We start from the raw sequence: 16,958 nt of genomic DNA, 5'->3' as shown, positions 1-16,958 counted from the left end.
TAAAGTTGAAGGCTTATTTTCATTTGAGGGACTGTACGGTGGCGACGTTATCACGGCTCTTTATTCATCCGGTCAAATCCATGCGCGGCATTGGCCTGACTCATGCGCTGGCAGATATCAGCGGCCTGGCTTTTGATCGCATCTTCATGGTGACCGAGCCTGACGGCACATTTATTACCGCCCGCCAGTTTCCACAAATGGTACGTTTTACCCCTTCTCCCTTACACGACGGCCTCCATTTGACCGCGCCAGACGGCAGTAGCGCGCTGGTTCGCTTTACGGATTTCACCCCGCAGGATGCGCCGACCGAGGTCTGGGGAAACCATTTTACCGCTCGCGTCGCCCCGACGGCGATTAATCAATGGTTGAGCGGCTTTTTCTCCCGCGATGTCCAGTTGCGCTGGGTTGGGCCGCAGTTGACGCGCCGGGTTAAACGGCATAACGCGGTGCCGCTGGGATTTGCCGATGGCTACCCGTATTTATTGACCAACGAAGCCTCGCTGCGCGATCTGCAACAGCGCTGTCCGGCAGGCGTACAAATGGAACAATTTCGCCCAAACTTAGTGGTTTCCGGCGTAACGGCCTGGGAGGAAGATAGCTGGAAAGTGCTTCGCATTGGCGATGTGATTTTTGACGTCGTGAAGCCCTGTAGCCGCTGTATTTTTACGACCGTCAGCCCTGAAAAGGGGCAAAAACATCCTTCCGGCGAACCGCTGGCGACACTGCAAGCTTTTCGTACCGCCCAGGACAATGGCGATGTGGATTTCGGTCAGAATTTGATTGCCCGCAATAGCGGCGTCATTCGCGTCGGCGATGAGGTGGAGATACTGGCGACAGCGCCGGCAAAAGCTTATGGCGCCACAACGCTCGACGACAGCGTTACGCCAGAGAAACATCCGGACGCGAGTGTAACCATCGACTGGCAGGGGCAAACCTTCTGCGGGAATAATCAACAGGTACTACTGGAACAGTTGGAGAATCAGGGGATTCGTATTCCGTATTCTTGCCGGGCTGGTATCTGTGGTTGCTGCCGGATACGTTTGCTGGAAGGCGAAGTAAGTCCGCTGAAAAAATCGGCTATGGGTGACGATGGTACGATTCTGAGCTGTAGCTGCGTGCCTAAGACCGCGTTACGACTGGAAAATTAAACCGCTTGTTCAAGGCTGAAACTGTGACAGTGAACCTGCGGTTTCAGCCTGTCGTTCATAATTTTAATCGCATCGCCAAGCTGCATGGTTCGGCCTGCTATCACCACGCCCGGCTGGGCCAGCAGACACAACGCGGCATTTTCTCCCGGCTCAACGACCAGCAAATTAACCTGTTCCGCCGTATCGCTTAACCAGACGCTTGCGGCATCGCCCGTTCCCGGGGTCCACATTTCGCCATGCGCTACAAAATGCCAGCTTTTTGGCATCTGCGGTTTGAGATAGCGAATCGCCACCAGCGCATTCAACACCAACTCCGCGCGTTGCTCTTTGGTTAATTCGAAATCCCGGCATTTTTCTTCAAAGGAAAAATAGAGCGCGGCATCATCCACACAAAAACCGGTCGGGCAAAACGCGTCCGGCGTAAGCATTTTACGAGAGAAGCGCGAGCGAAAAAGCATGCCATTGGCGAGATCGAGCATCATACGATCGTGCTCTTCATCATAATACCAGCGCCAGTTATCGTCAGGTTTAATTCGCATTACCTCTCTCCCGCTTTTAAGCAACTCGTAACAGCATTGTCCTTTTGCCGCTTCGTTTATTACCCCAATAATAAAAGCCTAAAATGTCTAAATAAGCAACAGTGGAGAAATATAAAACAACCAGCGCCGGAAATAAAGCCCTGGTTGTCTGATAAAGGCTAAAGTTTAGATGTGCGTTACGATTTCTTTAATCAATGGCGGGCCTTTAAAAATAAAACCGGAATAAATTTGTACCAGCGTAGCTCCTGCCGCTATCTTCTCGCGCGCGGCGATAACTGAGTCAATGCCGCCGACGCCGATAATAGGCAATTGTCCTTTTAACTCCTGGGATAAACGGCGAATAATTTCTGTGCTTTTTAATTGTAATGGCCGGCCACTTAATCCCCCCGTTTGCTGGCAATTTTTCATTCCTTGTACCAGAGAACGATCGAGGGTGGTATTTGTCGCAATCACCCCATCAATATTATGACGAAGCAGGCTATCGGCAACCTGGATCAATTCCTCTTCACAAAGATCCGGCGCGATCTTTACTGCTACCGGCACATATTTATGATGGATCGCCTGAAGATCGTTTTGCTTATTTTTAATGGCAGTTAACAGATCGTCCAGCGCATCGCCATACTGGAGCGTACGTAGCCCTGGCGTATTCGGCGAAGAAATATTAATGGCGATATAACCCGCATAAGCATAGACTTTTTCCATACAAATCAGGTAGTCATCTTTGCCATTTTCGACAGGTGTATCTTTATTTTTACCGATGTTAATTCCCAGAATACCATCAAAATGGGCTTTTTTAACATTCTCGACCAGGTTATCGACGCCCAGATTATTAAAGCCCATCCGATTGATGAGACCTTCAGCATCCACCAGACGAAAAAGACGCGGCTTATCGTTACCCGGCTGTGGGCGCGGCGTCACGGTGCCGATTTCCAGGGAGCCAAACCCCATCGCGCCTAACGCGTCGATGCACTCCCCGTCTTTATCCAGACCGGCAGCCAGCCCCAGTGGATTTTTAAAGGTAAGTCCCATGCAGGTAACCGGCTTTGTCGGTACTTTCTGGCGCACCAGCGCTTCCAGCGGCGTACCTGTAATGCGGCGTAATTGTTGAAATGTAAATTCATGAGCGCGCTCTGGATCGAGCTGGAAAAGGGCTTTACGAACGAAGGGATAGTACATGAACTCTCCTGGATTCCCGGTGTGCAAACCGGGGGCGTATTATGGGCGATAACAAAGCAAAAGGGAATTGACCTACGGCAATAAATAGCAATCGTTTTCCTTCATTCTCACTTCACGTTTCGCCAGCGAGCGTCATCGTCCGGCAAAAAAATACCCGGCAGCGCTAACGCTTACCGGGCATGTCTTACCTCTTTATAACGGATACTGTCAGGCTAACGCTTTAGTTATCTTCTCGTACAGATCGCCGGAAAGATTCTCCAGTCCTTTTAACTGCTCCAACGCCGCGCGCATTTTCTCCTGACGCTTATCATCATAACGTTTCAGACGAATCAGCGGTTCAATGAGGCGAGATGCTACCTGCGGGTTACGGCTATTCAGATCGGTCAGCATTTCGACCAGGAACTGGTATCCGCTACCGTCTTGCGCATGGAACGCCGCCGGGTTGCTGCCAGCAAACGCGCCAATTAATGAACGGATGCGGTTCGGGTTGCTCATACTGAAAGAACGGTGTTTGAGCAGGCTGCGTACGGTTTCCAGTACATTTTCCGCCGGGCTTGTGGATTGCAGGATAAACCATTTATCCATCACCAGGCCGTCCTGATGCCACTTATCGTCATACTCTTGCATCAGCGTATCGCGGCACGGCAACTGCGCCGCCACCGCAGCAGACAGGGCCGCCAGCGCATCGGTCATATTATTGGCGTCGCGATACTGTTTGCTGACCAGCGTATTAGCCAGCTCCGTCTCGCCGAACGCCAGGAAGCGCAGGCAAGCATTGCGCAGCGTGCGCTTACCGATATCGCCGTGATCAACACGATACTCATCCAGATGATTGGCGTTATAGATAGCCAGGAACTCATCCGCCAGTTCTGCCGCCAGCGTACGCGTTAGCGCTTCACGAACTTGCGCAATGGCGATCGGGTCAATGACCTCAAACAGCTCCGCAATTTCATTGGCCGAAGGCAGCGTTAAAATTTCTGCGGCCAACGCCGGATCGATTTTCTCATCCAACAGTACTGCGCGGAACGCATCAGCGACATGCACCGGAAGCGATAGCGGTTGCCCCTGCTGATGACGCGCCACATTCAGTTTAATGTATGTGGCCAGCAGACTTTGCGCCGCATCCCAACGGGAGAAATCATTGCGCGCATGGCGCATCAGGAACGTCAACTGCTGATCGCTCCATTTATATTCCAGTTTCACCGGCGCTGAAAACTCGCACAGCAAGGCCGGAACAGGTTGGAAGTAAACATTATCGAAGGTAAATGTCTGCTCCGCCTGCGTGACGTTCAGCACGGCATTGACCGGGTGACCGCCTTTTTGCAACGGAATGACGTTGCCTTCGTTATCGTACAGTTCGATGGCGAATGGAATATGCAGCGGCTGCTTCTCCGCCTGATCCGCCGTCGCCGGAGTACGCTGGCTGATGGTCAACGTGTACTGCTCGGTTTCCGGATTATAATCATCTTTTACCGTTACAATCGGCGTGCCGGACTGACTGTACCAGCGGCGGAAATGGGACAAATCGACATTAGAAGCATCTTCCATCGCCTGTACGAAGTCATCACACGTCGCGGCGCTGCCGTCATGGCGCTCAAAATAAAGCTGCATCCCCTTCTGGAAATTTTCCTCACCCAGCAACGTGTGGATCATGCGAATGACTTCCGCACCCTTTTCATAAACGGTGAGGGTGTAAAAGTTATTCATTTCGATTACTTTATCCGGGCGGATAGGATGCGCCATCGGGCTGGCGTCTTCCGCGAATTGTAAACCGCGCATGGTACGCACGTTACTGATGCGGTTCACCGCGCGTGACCCCAAATCAGAGCTAAACTCCTGATCGCGGAACACGGTTAGCCCCTCTTTCAGGCTCAACTGGAACCAGTCGCGGCAGGTGACGCGGTTGCCGGTCCAGTTGTGGAAATACTCATGACCTATCACGCGCTCAATATCGAGATAATCTTTATCCGTCGCGGTATCGGTTCGCGCCAGCACGTATTTGGAGTTAAAGATATTGAGACCTTTATTCTCCATCGCGCCCATATTAAAGAAATCCACCGCGACAATCATATAGATGTCGAGGTCATATTCGAGCCCAAAACGCGTTTCATCCCATTTCATGGAATTTTTCAGCGAAGTCATTGCCCACGGCGCGCGATCCAGATTGCCACGGTCAACGTACAGTTCTAATGCGACTTCACGCCCGGAGCGGGTGGTAAAGGTATCGCGCAGCACGTCAAAATCACCGGCCACCAGCGCAAACAGATAACACGGTTTCGGGAACGGATCTTGCCACTGAACCCAGTGACGGCCATTCTCCAGTTCACCCTGCGCAACACGGTTGCCATTGGAAAGCAGGAACGGATATTTGCTTTTATCGGCAATAATTTTGGTGGTAAATCGCGCCAGTACGTCCGGGCGGTCAAGATACCAGGTAATATGGCGGAAGCCCTCCGCTTCACACTGGGTACAGAGCGCATCGCCGGACTGGTACAATCCTTCCAGCGCCGTATTCGCCGCCGGACTTATCTCGTTGACAATGCGTAACGTAAAACGCTCTGGCAGGTCGCTGATGATAAGCGCGCCCTCTTCTTCCTTATATGCTGTCCACGGCGCATCGTTGACGTGGATAGATACCAGCGTTAAATCTTCCCCATCAAGGCGAAGAGGCGCATCAGGCGCGCCATGACGAACAGCCTGGCTTATTGCGGTGACCACGGTTTTTTCGGCATCGAGGTCAAAGGTCAAGTCAATATCAGTAATCTGGTAATCCGGCGCGCGATAGTCATGGCGGTATTTGGCTTGTGGCTGTTGTGTCATAAAAAACCTTTCGCATCTTTGTGTAGAGTGTCGACTCCAGTCTATTCCTGTTGCGCAAATCGCGCTACGCAGAATGTTCATCTTTTCAGGCACAAACGGCCTATTTGCTACATTTTTATAACATGGGGCACGAAATGCGCTCGACCCTAAAGACAGCTTATGGTGTGATCGGGGTTCAATAAATCGCTAAACAAGGTATACTCCAGCGGTTTTCTTAGTTGTTTATTGTACTAAACGCTCCCGTGAGAGGACGCAACAGCGCACCTATGACACAATTCGCTTCTCCTGTTCTGCACTCGTTGCTGGATACAGATGCTTATAAGTTGCATATGCAGCAAGCCGTTTTTCATCACTACTATGATGTGCAGGTAGCGGCTGAGTTTCGTTGCCGTGGCGACGACCTGCTGGGTATTTATGCCGATGCTATTCGCGAGCAGGTGGACGCGATGCAGCACCTGCGCCTCCAGGAGGACGAGTTCCAGTGGCTCTCCGGCCTGCCCTTTTTTAAACCGGATTATCTGAACTGGTTACGCGAGTTTCGCTATAACCCGGCTCAAGTCTGTGTCACCAACGATAACGGCAAGCTGAATATTCGCTTAACCGGCCCGTGGCGTGAAGTCATTATGTGGGAAGTGCCGCTGCTGGCCGTGATCAGTGAGCTGGTTCATCACTACCGCTCGCCAAACGCGGGTGTTGATCAGGCGCTCGACGCGCTGGAAAGTAAGCTGGTTGATTTCACTGCGTTAACCGCCAATCTCGATATGTCCCGCTTCTACCTGATGGACTTCGGCACCCGCCGCCGTTTCTCTCGTGAAGTGCAGCAGGCGATAGTTAAACGTCTCCAGCAGGAGTCATGGTTCGTCGGCACCAGCAACTATGATCTCGCGCGTCGCCTGGCGCTGACGCCGATGGGCACTCAGGCGCACGAATGGTTCCAGGCGCATCAACAAATCAGTCCGGACCTGGCGACCAGCCAGCGTGCCGCGTTGGCCGCCTGGCTTAACGAATATCCGGACCAGCTTGGTATCGCATTGACAGATTGCATTACAATGGATGCGTTTTTACGCGATTTCGGCATTGAATTCGCCAGCCGTTATCAGGGGTTACGCCACGACTCAGGAGACCCTGTCGCATGGGGCGAAAAGGCGATTGCCCATTATGAAAAGCTAGGGATTGATCCGCTGACAAAAACGCTGGTCTTTTCAGATAACCTTGATCTGCCAAAGGCGGTCGAGCTCTATCGCCATTTCGCCTCTCGCGTGCAGTTAAGCTTCGGTATCGGTACCCGCCTGACCTGCGATATCCCTCAGGTAAAACCGCTCAATATCGTGATTAAGCTCGTGGAATGTAACGGAAAGCCGGTGGCTAAACTTTCCGACAGCCCAGGTAAAACGATCTGTCATGATAAAGCGTTTGTGCGCGCGCTGCGTAAAGCGTTCGATCTCCCGCAGGTGCGTAAAGCAAGTTAACCATGCCTGTGCGAAGCGCCCGGAAAGTGGGCGCTTTGTTACTCTTCTGACCATCTTACCTGTTCTGGCCGCGATGGTGACTATTCTTCCCCTTCACTCTTCGACATATTTACGTGCGTAATTTGCGTTGTTTTTTCAGAATTAGTGTCCCGCTGTGTACGCGTTCTGAATATATTGAATTCGCTAATAAATTCTTTACGCAGCAAGAACAGAGCAATTACGTTGGGGATAACCAGAAAACCGACAGCAATATCAGCCATTAACCAGATTACCGGGATTTCCATATTAACGGCAATCAGTGGCGGCAAAAAATATAGCCATTTAATAATGCGTTCTAGCTTATCGCCAAAAATATAGTTTATCGAAGTGCGAAATTTAATATATGAACCAAGATAAGAAGTAAACAGAATCAACGCCACACCGAGACAGAGAACCTGAACAATAATCGGATGCCATGTTTCTTTTAAGGCGGCAAAGATAATCTGAATACCTTGATAACTGGCGTCTGTCCACATACCAGAAGCAAGTACAGCAAATGCGGTAAAGTTACAGGTAATCATTGAGACAAAAAATACTTCCACTGCCCCCCACATTCCCTGACGGAAAGCGTAATCCACGTTGGCAGTAGCATGTACTGTGGCCGAGGTACCCATGCCGGCTTCGTTAGTGAATATTCCGCGACTGGCTCCTTTACTGATGGCCATCATGATGGTTGACCCGACAAAGCCACCGGCTGCTGGCGCAGGGGCAAAGGCATAATAGAAAATACTTTTTATAACCTGTGGGATAGCCTCGATATTCAATACCACTACACCAGCGGCACCAATGAAATAGGCAATGGTGATCGGTGGAAGTGCAATCGTACAGAATTTACCAAGACTGGCGAGTCCTTTTAAAATCACCAACGCGCCTACGATGACAATAAATCCCCCAATGACGCTTGTTGGGATGTCAAACGTATAGTGAATGACCGCCGCCATCGTATTAGTTTGCACAAAACAGGCATCCGTAATAACCAGAATCATTAATGCAAACGCATATAATCCTGCCAGGGGATGCCATTTTTTATTGAGCCCTTTCTTAATATAATGCATTGGGCCGCCATAATATTCGCCATTCTCACCTTTACTTCGGTATTTCACCGCCAGCGTCACTTCAACCATTTTGGTCATCATACCCACGACCGCAATGATCCACATCCAGAAAATTGCCCCAGGCCCGCCAACCGCAATAGCCGCAGCAACACCTGCGATCGTTCCCGCGCCTAATGAGCCGGATAGCACAGTGGCAGCCACCTCTATTGATTTTAAGGATTTTTTAGACGCTGCCTCGCCAGTAGTGTTTTGTTTATTTTTTCCGGCAAGTGTACCAATTGTATTACGGTAAATTTCTTTTAAATTGATAATCTGGAAAAATTTGAGGCGTACTGTGAAATAAAAGCCAATGCCGATGACACACAAAAATAATGGGCCACCCCATAGAAATTCAAAGAGTTGTGAAAGTTGCTCTAACATAATGACCTCGGATTTAAATTAATTCGTTCAGTCTCAGAAATAATCTTTCCAGTTCAGCGTAATCCTGAATTTTGCCAACAACACTAAACTGGAAAGTCAGCGGGTAGGAGCATCCCTTACTCACTAAATGCCGTTTTAATGGTATATTGTTATGAAGTTTTGCTTCCTGCATTAGGTTTATTATGCGTATAAAAAACGCGTTTTTTACATGCTGCCTTTATTATCTAATTTTTTAGTCGTAATGTTTAAGCACTGCGTCCGTTCCAGACTATATCTTCATAAATATCTGGGGACGTATCGCCTTCGGTGCTAATAAGCAGAACATGAGCACTGGCATCAAGCTGTAAGCGATTAGCAAGATCCTGATAATGCATATTGTTCATCAACTCATAAAGTAACCCTACGCCAATAGCTCCGGACTCGCCGGAAATAAAAGGCGTATCAGTGCCTGGACGCGGCGCGGCAGAAATGCGCATACCTTTAGCCGCCAGACAATCATCAGCGGAAATAAAACAACTGGTGTTGTCCCGAATAATAGGCCAACTGATAATATTCGGCTCCCCACACGCAAGCCCGGCCATTATCGTCGCCATATCGCCAGTGACGCAGTGAGGTTGACCATCATCCATAACTGCGGATTGATAAAGACAGTTGGCCTGATGCGGCTCAACCACAATAATATTAGGGATATTTTCCTGCATTTTTTCAACAAAATAACCCATAACACTGCCAGCAAATGATCCCACCCCCGCTTGTAAAATAAGGTGGGTTGGCAACGGACTGTTTGTTTCTGCGAGCTGCTCATAAGCTTCAACCGCTAGTGTCATATAGCCTTGCATAATCCACGTTGGGATCTCTTCATACCCTGTCCAGGCTGTATCCTGCAAAAGCACCCAGCCTTTTGTTTGCGCCATTCTATGGGCCAGTCGCACTGCATCATCGTAGTTCAGATCGGTGATGGTGCATTCAGCTCCATGATGGCGAATATTCTCTGCCCGGATTAACGATGATCCCTTAGGCATATAAACGACGGCTTTTAGACCTAATTGCTCCGCCGCCCACGCCACACCACGGCCATGATTGCCATCCGTCGCGGTAACAAAAACACAATCTTTAATTTTTTCTTTAATCTCAGGAGTGTTAAGGGCAGCAAAACTTAACGAGTTAATATCACATTGCAATTTATCAGCGAGATATTTTCCTACAGCATAAGAGCCGCCCAGACCTTTAAAAGCATTCAGACCAAAACGCCAGGACTCATCTTTAATATGGATGGACCCTAGTCCAAGCCGCCGGCTTAGATGCGCCAGATTATGTAACGGCGTGACGGCATAATTGGGTAATTTTTTATGAAATGCTAACACCTCACGCCCAACATTTCCGTTAAGCAAACTTAAGGCCGCTCCTGTACCATATTTTTTCCGACGTGTATTAAACTGGTATTTAATAAGTTCATGCATAATGATACCTTTTGTTAAAGTTTATTTATTGAAATAATATGTTTTTGGCAATTATTGAGTAGAAACAAGTAAAGAACTCGCGTTTTGTGGCTGTAGTAGTGGTTATCCTCACTTTAATAAACCGTACTGATAAAAGAGTCGCACAATATCTATTACGTCCTTTTCTTTATTCCACTGATTATGATAGTACTATGCTTATTGCTGTTAAATGGCGCGAAAATGCCCATCGTCGTGCAATTTTCACCTTTTTTTAACGGCCTGGACGCGGCAAAATTGCGCGCAGTGATAGTCATCACATTAAAGAGGTTATTTGCGATATGAAGCTTGACGCCTGGGATAAAAACATTCTGACATTATTGCAGCGCGATAATCGTCTTTCTCAGCGGGAAATCGCCGAACAGGTCAATCTTTCACCTTCGGCAGTGAATCGTCGTATCGCGGCACTGGAGGAGGCGGGCATAATTAAAGGCAATGTCAGCCTTATTGATGCTGGCAAAGTGGGACGCCCGGTCACGATTGTGGTGCAGGTGGTGATCGAAAACGAGCGATTCAATTTACTGGAAGAGGCTCGTCAACGGTTTGTCAGTTGCCCGCAGGTGCAGCAGGTCTACTACGTAACGGGCGATTTCGACTTTTTACTGGTGCTCAATGTTCGTGACATGGCGGAATATGAAGCGCTTACCCGTGAGCTTTTCTTTTCCTCAGGCAATATTAAGTCTTTTAAAACGATTGTCGTGATGCAAAACGCCAAGCAAGAGATGCGCGTCCTGATCGAGTAACGTGCGCAAAGCTTGCAAAACCAGCCTAAATTCTCAATGGTTCGCGAGCAGGTGCGAACTTTTTACAGGTTTCTTTCTGAAAACCTGCTTCCAGATGCGATTTCTGCTTGTCTGATTGCAGATGCCAGGTAACATAGGAATACCCCCATTTCGGGTGGACAAGTGTTTATTTTTTCCGACTATTAACTAGAGAGAATATTATGAGCGTTGTGCCTGTAGCCGACGTACTCCAGGGCCGCGTAGCCGTTGACCAAGAAGTCACCGTGCGCGGATGGGTGCGTACCCGCCGAGATTCAAAAGCTGGCATCTCCTTCCTCGCCGTTTATGACGGCTCCTGCTTTGATCCTGTACAGGCTGTCATTAATAATTCTCTGCCCAATTATAATGAAGAAGTATTACACCTGACGACAGGCTGCTCCGTGGTAGTAACAGGTAAGGTTGTCGCGTCGCCGGGACAGGGGCAAAGTTTTGAAATCCAGGCTACGAAAGTAGAGGTCGCAGGCTGGGTGGAAGATCCGGATACCTACCCGATGGCGGCAAAACGCCATAGCATTGAGTATCTGCGTGAAGTCGCGCATCTGCGCCCGCGCACCAACCTGATTGGCGCGGTAGCGCGCGTCCGCCATACTCTGGCGCAGGCGCTGCATCGCTTCTTCGATGAGCAGGGTTTCTTTTGGGTCTCTACCCCGCTGATTACCGCTTCCGATACCGAAGGCGCTGGCGAAATGTTCCGCGTCTCAACGTTGGATCTGGAAAACCTGCCGCGTAACGACCAGGGCAGAGTAGATTTTGACAAAGACTTTTTTGGCAAAGAATCATTCCTGACCGTCTCCGGCCAGCTCAACGGTGAAACGTATGCCTGTGCGCTGTCCAAAATCTATACTTTTGGGCCGACCTTCCGCGCGGAAAATTCCAACACCAGCCGCCACCTGGCGGAGTTCTGGATGCTGGAGCCGGAAGTGGCGTTCGCCGATCTGGAAGACAACGCCCGTCTGGCGGAAGCCATGCTGAAATATGTCTTCAACGCGGTTCTGGAAGAGCGTGCGGATGACATGAAGTTCTTTGCCGAACGCGTGGATAAAGACGCTATCGCTCGTCTGGAGCGTTTTGTCTCCACCGACTTCGCTCAGGTGGATTACACCGATGCGGTCGCCATTCTGGAACGCTGTGGTAAGACATTTGAAAACCCGGTGTTCTGGGGCGTCGACCTCTCTTCCGAACACGAACGCTATCTGGCGGAAGAGCATTTCAAAGCGCCGGTAGTGGTGAAAAACTATCCGAAGGAAATTAAAGCGTTTTACATGCGCCTTAACGAAGATGGCAAAACCGTGGCGGCCATGGATGTGCTGGCGCCGGGAATCGGCGAAATCATCGGTGGTTCCCAGCGTGAAGAGCGTCTGGATGTGCTGGATGCCCGTATGGCCGAAATGGGGCTGAATAAAGAGGATTACTGGTGGTATCGCGACTTGCGTCGCTACGGTACTGTACCGCATTCCGGCTTTGGCCTGGGCTTTGAACGCCTTATCGCTTACGTCACGGGTGTGCAAAACGTGCGCGATGTTATTCCGTTCCCACGGACCCCACGCAACGCCAGCTTCTGATTTTTACGTCACACTCAAGGCCAGCTATGCTGGCCTTTTTTTCGCCTGAATGTCAGTTTTATTATCAATAAGTAAATAAATTTAATTACAACCCTCTGAATTACCACATCTTGTTACTGTATATTTCACGAAAATATTTACACACAAAAATTAATCCTTAATTTTATTGCGGATTAGATTTTTCTGCTCTAATAGTACAATTTTTCACCACAATTTCGGACATCAAGACTTCTAAATGGCTATTTTTATGAAATAGCTCGTCTGCTGCTTTTTCAGGCACAACGGTTCTACAAGCCAATAATTACAATAAAATCATAATGATAAAAGAAAAACGATCAAATCAAAGCGAGAACTCAGGGGAAGTTTGACGTTGTTCACAAAGTTCCGCGAAAATAACATTTGTTTACATATTTTTTCCTTTTGAAACTAAATCTTTATATTTGTAGCACTTTCACGGTAGCGAAACGTTAGTTTGAATGGAAAGATGCCTGTCAGACACATAAAGACACCAAACTCTCATCAATATTTCTGTAAAGTTTTATTGACGGAATTTATTGACGGCAGTGGCAGGTGTCATATAAAAAAACCAATGAGGGTAATAAATAATGATGAAGCGCAAAATCCTGGCAGCGGTGATCCCTGCCCTGCTGGCTGCTGCAACCGCAAACGCAGCAGAAATTTATAATAAAGATGGTAATAAGCTGGATCTGTACGGTAAAGCCGTGGGTCGTCACGTATGGACAACGACCGGCGATAGCAAAAATGCCGACCAGACTTATGCCCAGATTGGTTTTAAAGGGGAAACGCAGATTAACACCGATCTGACCGGTTTCGGTCAGTGGGAATACCGTACTAAAGCAGACCGCGCTGAAGGCGAACAGCAGAACTCGAATCTGGTCCGTCTGGCTTTCGCGGGTTTGAAATACGCGGAAGTGGGTTCAATCGATTATGGTCGTAACTACGGTATCGTTTACGATGTTGAATCCTATACCGATATGGCCCCCTACTTCTCCGGCGAAACCTGGGGCGGCGCCTATACCGATAACTACATGACCAGCCGTGCTGGCGGTTTGTTGACCTACCGTAACTCTGACTTCTTTGGTCTGGTGGACGGTCTCTCTTTCGGTATCCAGTATCAGGGTAAAAATCAGGACAACCACAGCATTAACTCTCAGAATGGCGATGGCGTAGGTTACACCATGGCATATGAGTTCGACGGCTTTGGCGTCACCGCAGCGTACAGCAACAGCAAGCGTACTAACGATCAGCAGGATCGCGATGGTAATGGCGATCGCGCAGAATCATGGGCCGTTGGCGCGAAATATGATGCAAACAACGTCTACCTGGCTGCCGTATATGCTGAAACCCGCAATATGAGCATTGTTGAAAATACGGTTACCGATACCGTGGAAATGGCAAACAAAACGCAGAACCTGGAAGTGGTCGCTCAGTACCAGTTTGACTTCGGCCTGCGTCCGGCAATCTCGTATGTGCAGAGTAAAGGTAAGCAGTTGAACGGCGCCGACGGCTCGGCCGATCTGGCGAAATATATTCAGGCGGGCGCGACTTACTACTTCAACAAAAACATGAACGTATGGGTTGACTACCGTTTCAACCTGCTGGACGAAAACGACTACAGCTCCAGCTACGTTGGCACCGACGATCAGGCGGCTGTCGGTATTACTTACCAGTTCTGATCAGCAGACCCCTTTGTTTTATGCCTCAAAAACAGGACTTCGGTCCTGTTTTTTTATCTCTCTTAGAGAAAATGTGCGTCTTTCAAAAACAGGCGGGCTTTTTAGCGCTAACGGTTGGCATTTTGTAAATCTGCCGTTAACCTGATAGCGGATTTCCCTTCTGTAACTATAATGGAACCTCGTCATGTTTGAGAACATAACCGCCGCTCCTGCCGACCCGATTTTGGGCCTGGCCGATCTGTTTCGCGCCGATGACCGTCCAGGGAAAATTAACCTTGGCATTGGCGTATATAAAGATGAAACCGGCAAAACACCGGTGCTCACCAGCGTTAAAAAAGCCGAGCAGTATTTACTGGAAAATGAAACGACGAAAAACTATCTCGGCATTGACGGGATTCCAGAATTTGCTCGCTGCACTCAGGAACTGCTGTTCGGCAAAGGCAGCGCGCTGATTAACGATAAGCGCGCACGCACGGCGCAAACGCCGGGCGGTACCGGCGCGTTACGCATTGCCGCCGACTTTTTGGCAAAAAATACTCCGGTAAAACGGGTGTGGGTGAGCAATCCCAGCTGGCCGAACCACAAAAGCGTGTTTAACGCTGCCGGTCTGGAAGTTCGGGAGTACGCTTACTACGATGCGGAAAATCACACGCTGGATTTTGAAGCGCTACAAGCCAGCCTGAGCGAAGCACAGGCCGGCGATGTGGTTCTGTTCCACGGTTGCTGTCATAACCCAACCGGCATTGACCCTACTCTGGAACAGTGGCAGGTTCTGGCTGAGCTTTCCGTTGAAAAAGGGTGGCTGCCGCTATTCGATTTCGCCTACCAGGGCTTTGCCCGCGGCCTGGAAGAAGATGCGGAAGGTCTGCGCGCCTTTGCCGCGCTGCATAAAGAGCTCATTGTCGCCAGCTCCTACTCCAAAAACTTCGGCTTATATAATGAGCGCGTCGGCGCCTGCACCCTCGTGGCTGCCGATGCGGAAACCGTGGATCGCGCTTTTAGCCAGATGAAATCCGCCATTCGCGCTAACTACTCCAACCCACCAGCGCACGGCGCGTCCATCGTCGCGACTATCCTGAGTAATGACGCCCTGCGCGCTATCTGGGAACAGGAACTGACGGACATGCGCCAGCGTATTCAGCGTATGCGTCAACTGTTCGTGAATACCTTGCAGGAAAAAGGCGCGAACCGTGACTTCAGCTTTATTATCAAGCAGAACGGGATGTTCTCATTCAGCGGTCTGACCAAAGATCAGGTGCTGCGTCTGCGTGAAGAGTTTGGCGTTTATGCCGTGGCTTCTGGTCGCGTGAACGTGGCGGGCATGACCCCGGATAATATGGCGCCGCTGTGCGAAGCCATTGTCGCGGTACTATAAAAAGCTGCCGACTGGCGTGACCGATAAAAAAGCCTGCACATTGCAGGCTTTTTCATTCTGCTTACCAGACCGGCATCTCATCTTGCAGGAAGGGATTATGCAGACGCTCGTATCCGAGCGTAGAGAGCGGGCCGTGGCCAGGAATAAAGGTCACATCATCGCCAAGCGGCAATAATTTACGCTTAATGGCGTCAATCAACTGGGTGTGATCGCCGCGAGGAAAATCGCTGCGCCCGACGCCACCTTTGAAAATCACATCGCCGGAGATCAGCAGTTGCGACTGTTCATCAAAGAAAACCACGTGTCCCGGCGTGTGTCCCGGACAATGTAACACCTGTAACGTCACATTCCCCACGCTGACGCGATCGCCGTCGTTCAGCCAGCGATCAGGCGTCAGCGGCTGACACTCATCCAGACCAAACATGCGGCTTTGCGCCGGCAGTCCTTGCAGCCAGAACTCATCTTCTTTTTCCGGACCGATAACAGGAACGCCGTAATGCTGCGCCAGTTCACTCGCCGCGCCGACATGATCGAGATGCCCATGCGTGAGTAAAATTTGCATCAACGTCACGCCGCTGGCGTCCACTTCCTGTTTAATTTTTTCCGCGTCGCCGCCCGGATCGACCAGCGCCGCCAGCCGGGTTTGTTCGCACCAGATTAATGAACAGTTCTGGGAGAACGCGGTGACCGGAATAATACGATAGTTCATACTGCTCCTTTGATTAAGCCTCGCTGATTACCAGTGCCGCGCCGGCCCGGTATCAATATGCACAAAGTTACTACGTGGGTAATATCCTACACCACCTGCGCGCATAGATAACGCCGCTTTGCGAATATTGCTCAGCGCCACGCCTTCAATATGAAAATCCATCGCCTGCCCTTTTGTATGGTAGCTTTTTTTCGCTACGCCGCTGCTACGGGCGCGTAATTCATTATTGGTATCAAGAGAACGGTAGCCTGAGATGAGCTGCACAGGTTTACGCGTCCCTAACAGCCCCTGAAGTCGGTAAAGTTGGTCAAACAGGCGGGGATCGATTGATCGGACTTTATTCGCGCGATAGTCACGGAAAAAATGGTTTAACTTTGCTAATTCATCCTGAATGTAGGCTCTTCCATCGAAAAACTCCGCCTTGATTGACTCTCCGGTATGGAGATTGTTTAACGTCAAAATGCGCGGGCGTGGGGTCGAGAGTGTGGCAAACGCTGGCGCGGGCAGGATGGCGGCACCGAGAGCGACACCACCAAGCGCCAGCAGCTTGCGGCGATTAGCGTCAAATTTGTCCATGATAATCAGGTCTACAGGTCAATGTTATCGTTAATACACTTCTACCTTTAAGCAGACATGATACCGGCTGGCACAGACTTCTGAACGGCCCGGTC

At 49.9% G+C, this 16,958-nt stretch carries 13 protein-coding genes; 6 read left to right on the top strand and 7 right to left on the bottom strand.

Features of this window, described 5'->3' with window-relative positions:
- Positions 1-38: 38 nt before the first annotated feature.
- Complete coding sequence (locus ACH0WD_RS16750) at positions 39-1,148, top strand: YcbX family protein (RefSeq protein ID WP_000224081.1); 1,110 nt, start codon at positions 39-41, stop codon at positions 1,146-1,148.
- Here ACH0WD_RS16750 and zapC read toward each other — a convergent pair.
- The 3 genes from zapC to pepN form a co-directional block, all read right to left on the bottom strand.
- Positions 1,145-1,687 (bottom strand): cell division protein ZapC, encoded by a 543-nt coding sequence (gene zapC, locus ACH0WD_RS16745; RefSeq protein WP_001220671.1) that lies wholly within the window; start codon positions 1,685-1,687, stop codon positions 1,145-1,147. The two genes, ACH0WD_RS16750 and zapC, sit on opposite strands and share 4 nt — an antisense overlap.
- A gap of 165 nt (positions 1,688-1,852) precedes the next feature.
- The gene (gene pyrD, locus ACH0WD_RS16740; RefSeq protein WP_000291723.1) at positions 1,853-2,863 is read right to left on the bottom strand and encodes a quinone-dependent dihydroorotate dehydrogenase; all 1,011 of its coding nucleotides are present in this window, start codon (positions 2,861-2,863) and stop codon (positions 1,853-1,855) included.
- 207 nt (positions 2,864-3,070) lie between these two features.
- Positions 3,071-5,683 carry an aminopeptidase N gene (gene pepN, locus ACH0WD_RS16735; RefSeq protein ID WP_000193776.1) on the bottom strand — a complete coding sequence of 871 codons (2,613 nt, stop codon included), beginning with the start codon at positions 5,681-5,683 and terminating at the stop codon, positions 3,071-3,073.
- Between the two features lie 266 nt (positions 5,684-5,949).
- Here pepN and pncB point away from each other — a divergent pair, with 266 nt between their 5' ends.
- Positions 5,950-7,152 (top strand): nicotinate phosphoribosyltransferase, encoded by a 1,203-nt coding sequence (gene pncB / locus ACH0WD_RS16730; RefSeq protein ID WP_000191407.1) that lies wholly within the window; start codon positions 5,950-5,952, stop codon positions 7,150-7,152.
- An 80-nt stretch (positions 7,153-7,232) separates the two neighbouring features.
- Here pncB and ACH0WD_RS16725 read toward each other — a convergent pair whose 3' ends face one another.
- Positions 7,233-8,666 carry a sodium:alanine symporter family protein gene (locus ACH0WD_RS16725; protein WP_000893191.1) on the bottom strand — a complete coding sequence of 478 codons (1,434 nt, stop codon included), beginning with the start codon at positions 8,664-8,666 and terminating at the stop codon, positions 7,233-7,235.
- 245 nt (positions 8,667-8,911) lie between these two features.
- A complete protein-coding gene (dpaL, locus tag ACH0WD_RS16720) occupies positions 8,912-10,126 on the bottom strand; it encodes a diaminopropionate ammonia-lyase (RefSeq protein WP_000544857.1) in 1,215 nt (404 codons plus the stop codon).
- A 317-nt stretch (positions 10,127-10,443) separates the two neighbouring features.
- Here dpaL and ACH0WD_RS16715 point away from each other — a divergent pair, with 317 nt between their 5' ends.
- The 4 genes from ACH0WD_RS16715 (at position 10,444) to aspC (ending at position 15,578) form a co-directional block, all read left to right on the top strand.
- Positions 10,444-10,905, top strand: a complete 462-nt coding sequence (locus tag ACH0WD_RS16715) for an Lrp/AsnC family transcriptional regulator (RefSeq protein WP_000762342.1) — start codon at positions 10,444-10,446, stop codon at positions 10,903-10,905.
- A 200-nt stretch (positions 10,906-11,105) separates the two neighbouring features.
- Positions 11,106-12,506, top strand: coding sequence for an asparagine--tRNA ligase (gene asnS, locus ACH0WD_RS16710; RefSeq protein ID WP_000117870.1), 1,401 nt, complete (start codon positions 11,106-11,108; stop codon positions 12,504-12,506).
- A 605-nt stretch (positions 12,507-13,111) separates the two neighbouring features.
- Positions 13,112-14,203, top strand: a complete 1,092-nt coding sequence (ompF, locus tag ACH0WD_RS16705; protein WP_000977709.1) for a porin OmpF — start codon at positions 13,112-13,114, stop codon at positions 14,201-14,203.
- A 184-nt stretch (positions 14,204-14,387) separates the two neighbouring features.
- Positions 14,388-15,578 (top strand): aspartate transaminase, encoded by a 1,191-nt coding sequence (aspC, locus tag ACH0WD_RS16700; protein WP_000462653.1) that lies wholly within the window; start codon positions 14,388-14,390, stop codon positions 15,576-15,578.
- A 61-nt stretch (positions 15,579-15,639) separates the two neighbouring features.
- On the opposite strand, the gene ACH0WD_RS16695 is transcribed toward aspC, so the two are convergent.
- Both ACH0WD_RS16695 and ACH0WD_RS16690 read right to left on the bottom strand, forming a co-directional pair.
- Positions 15,640-16,287, bottom strand: coding sequence for an MBL fold metallo-hydrolase (locus tag ACH0WD_RS16695; protein WP_001109471.1), 648 nt, complete (start codon positions 16,285-16,287; stop codon positions 15,640-15,642).
- A 27-nt stretch (positions 16,288-16,314) separates the two neighbouring features.
- Complete coding sequence (locus ACH0WD_RS16690; RefSeq protein WP_000357052.1) at positions 16,315-16,863, bottom strand: YcbK family protein; 549 nt, start codon at positions 16,861-16,863, stop codon at positions 16,315-16,317.
- Between the last annotated feature and the right edge of the window lie 95 nt (positions 16,864-16,958).

Origin of the sequence: Salmonella sp. 2020_1395, assembly GCF_043848115.1 — a bacterium.
Taxonomy (GTDB): domain Bacteria; phylum Pseudomonadota; class Gammaproteobacteria; order Enterobacterales; family Enterobacteriaceae; genus Salmonella; species Salmonella enterica.
This window is presented reverse-complemented; position numbering and strand designations above follow the sequence as displayed.

Coding starts and splice junctions, on each gene's coding strand:
- asnS (WP_000117870.1), top strand. CDS start 11,106: ATGAGCGTTGTGCCTGTAGCCGACGTACTCCAGGGCCGCGTAGCCGTT.
- aspC (WP_000462653.1), top strand. CDS start 14,388: ATGTTTGAGAACATAACCGCCGCTCCTGCCGACCCGATTTTGGGCCTG.
- pncB (WP_000191407.1), top strand. CDS start 5,950: ATGACACAATTCGCTTCTCCTGTTCTGCACTCGTTGCTGGATACAGAT.
- ACH0WD_RS16690 (WP_000357052.1), bottom strand. CDS start 16,863: ATGGACAAATTTGACGCTAATCGCCGCAAGCTGCTGGCGCTTGGTGGT.
- pyrD (WP_000291723.1), bottom strand. CDS start 2,863: ATGTACTATCCCTTCGTTCGTAAAGCCCTTTTCCAGCTCGATCCAGAG.
- dpaL (WP_000544857.1), bottom strand. CDS start 10,126: ATGCATGAACTTATTAAATACCAGTTTAATACACGTCGGAAAAAATAT.
- ompF (WP_000977709.1), top strand. CDS start 13,112: ATGATGAAGCGCAAAATCCTGGCAGCGGTGATCCCTGCCCTGCTGGCT.
- ACH0WD_RS16695 (WP_001109471.1), bottom strand. CDS start 16,287: ATGAACTATCGTATTATTCCGGTCACCGCGTTCTCCCAGAACTGTTCA.
- ACH0WD_RS16725 (WP_000893191.1), bottom strand. CDS start 8,666: ATGTTAGAGCAACTTTCACAACTCTTTGAATTTCTATGGGGTGGCCCA.
- ACH0WD_RS16715 (WP_000762342.1), top strand. CDS start 10,444: ATGAAGCTTGACGCCTGGGATAAAAACATTCTGACATTATTGCAGCGC.
- zapC (WP_001220671.1), bottom strand. CDS start 1,687: ATGCGAATTAAACCTGACGATAACTGGCGCTGGTATTATGATGAAGAG.
- pepN (WP_000193776.1), bottom strand. CDS start 5,683: ATGACACAACAGCCACAAGCCAAATACCGCCATGACTATCGCGCGCCG.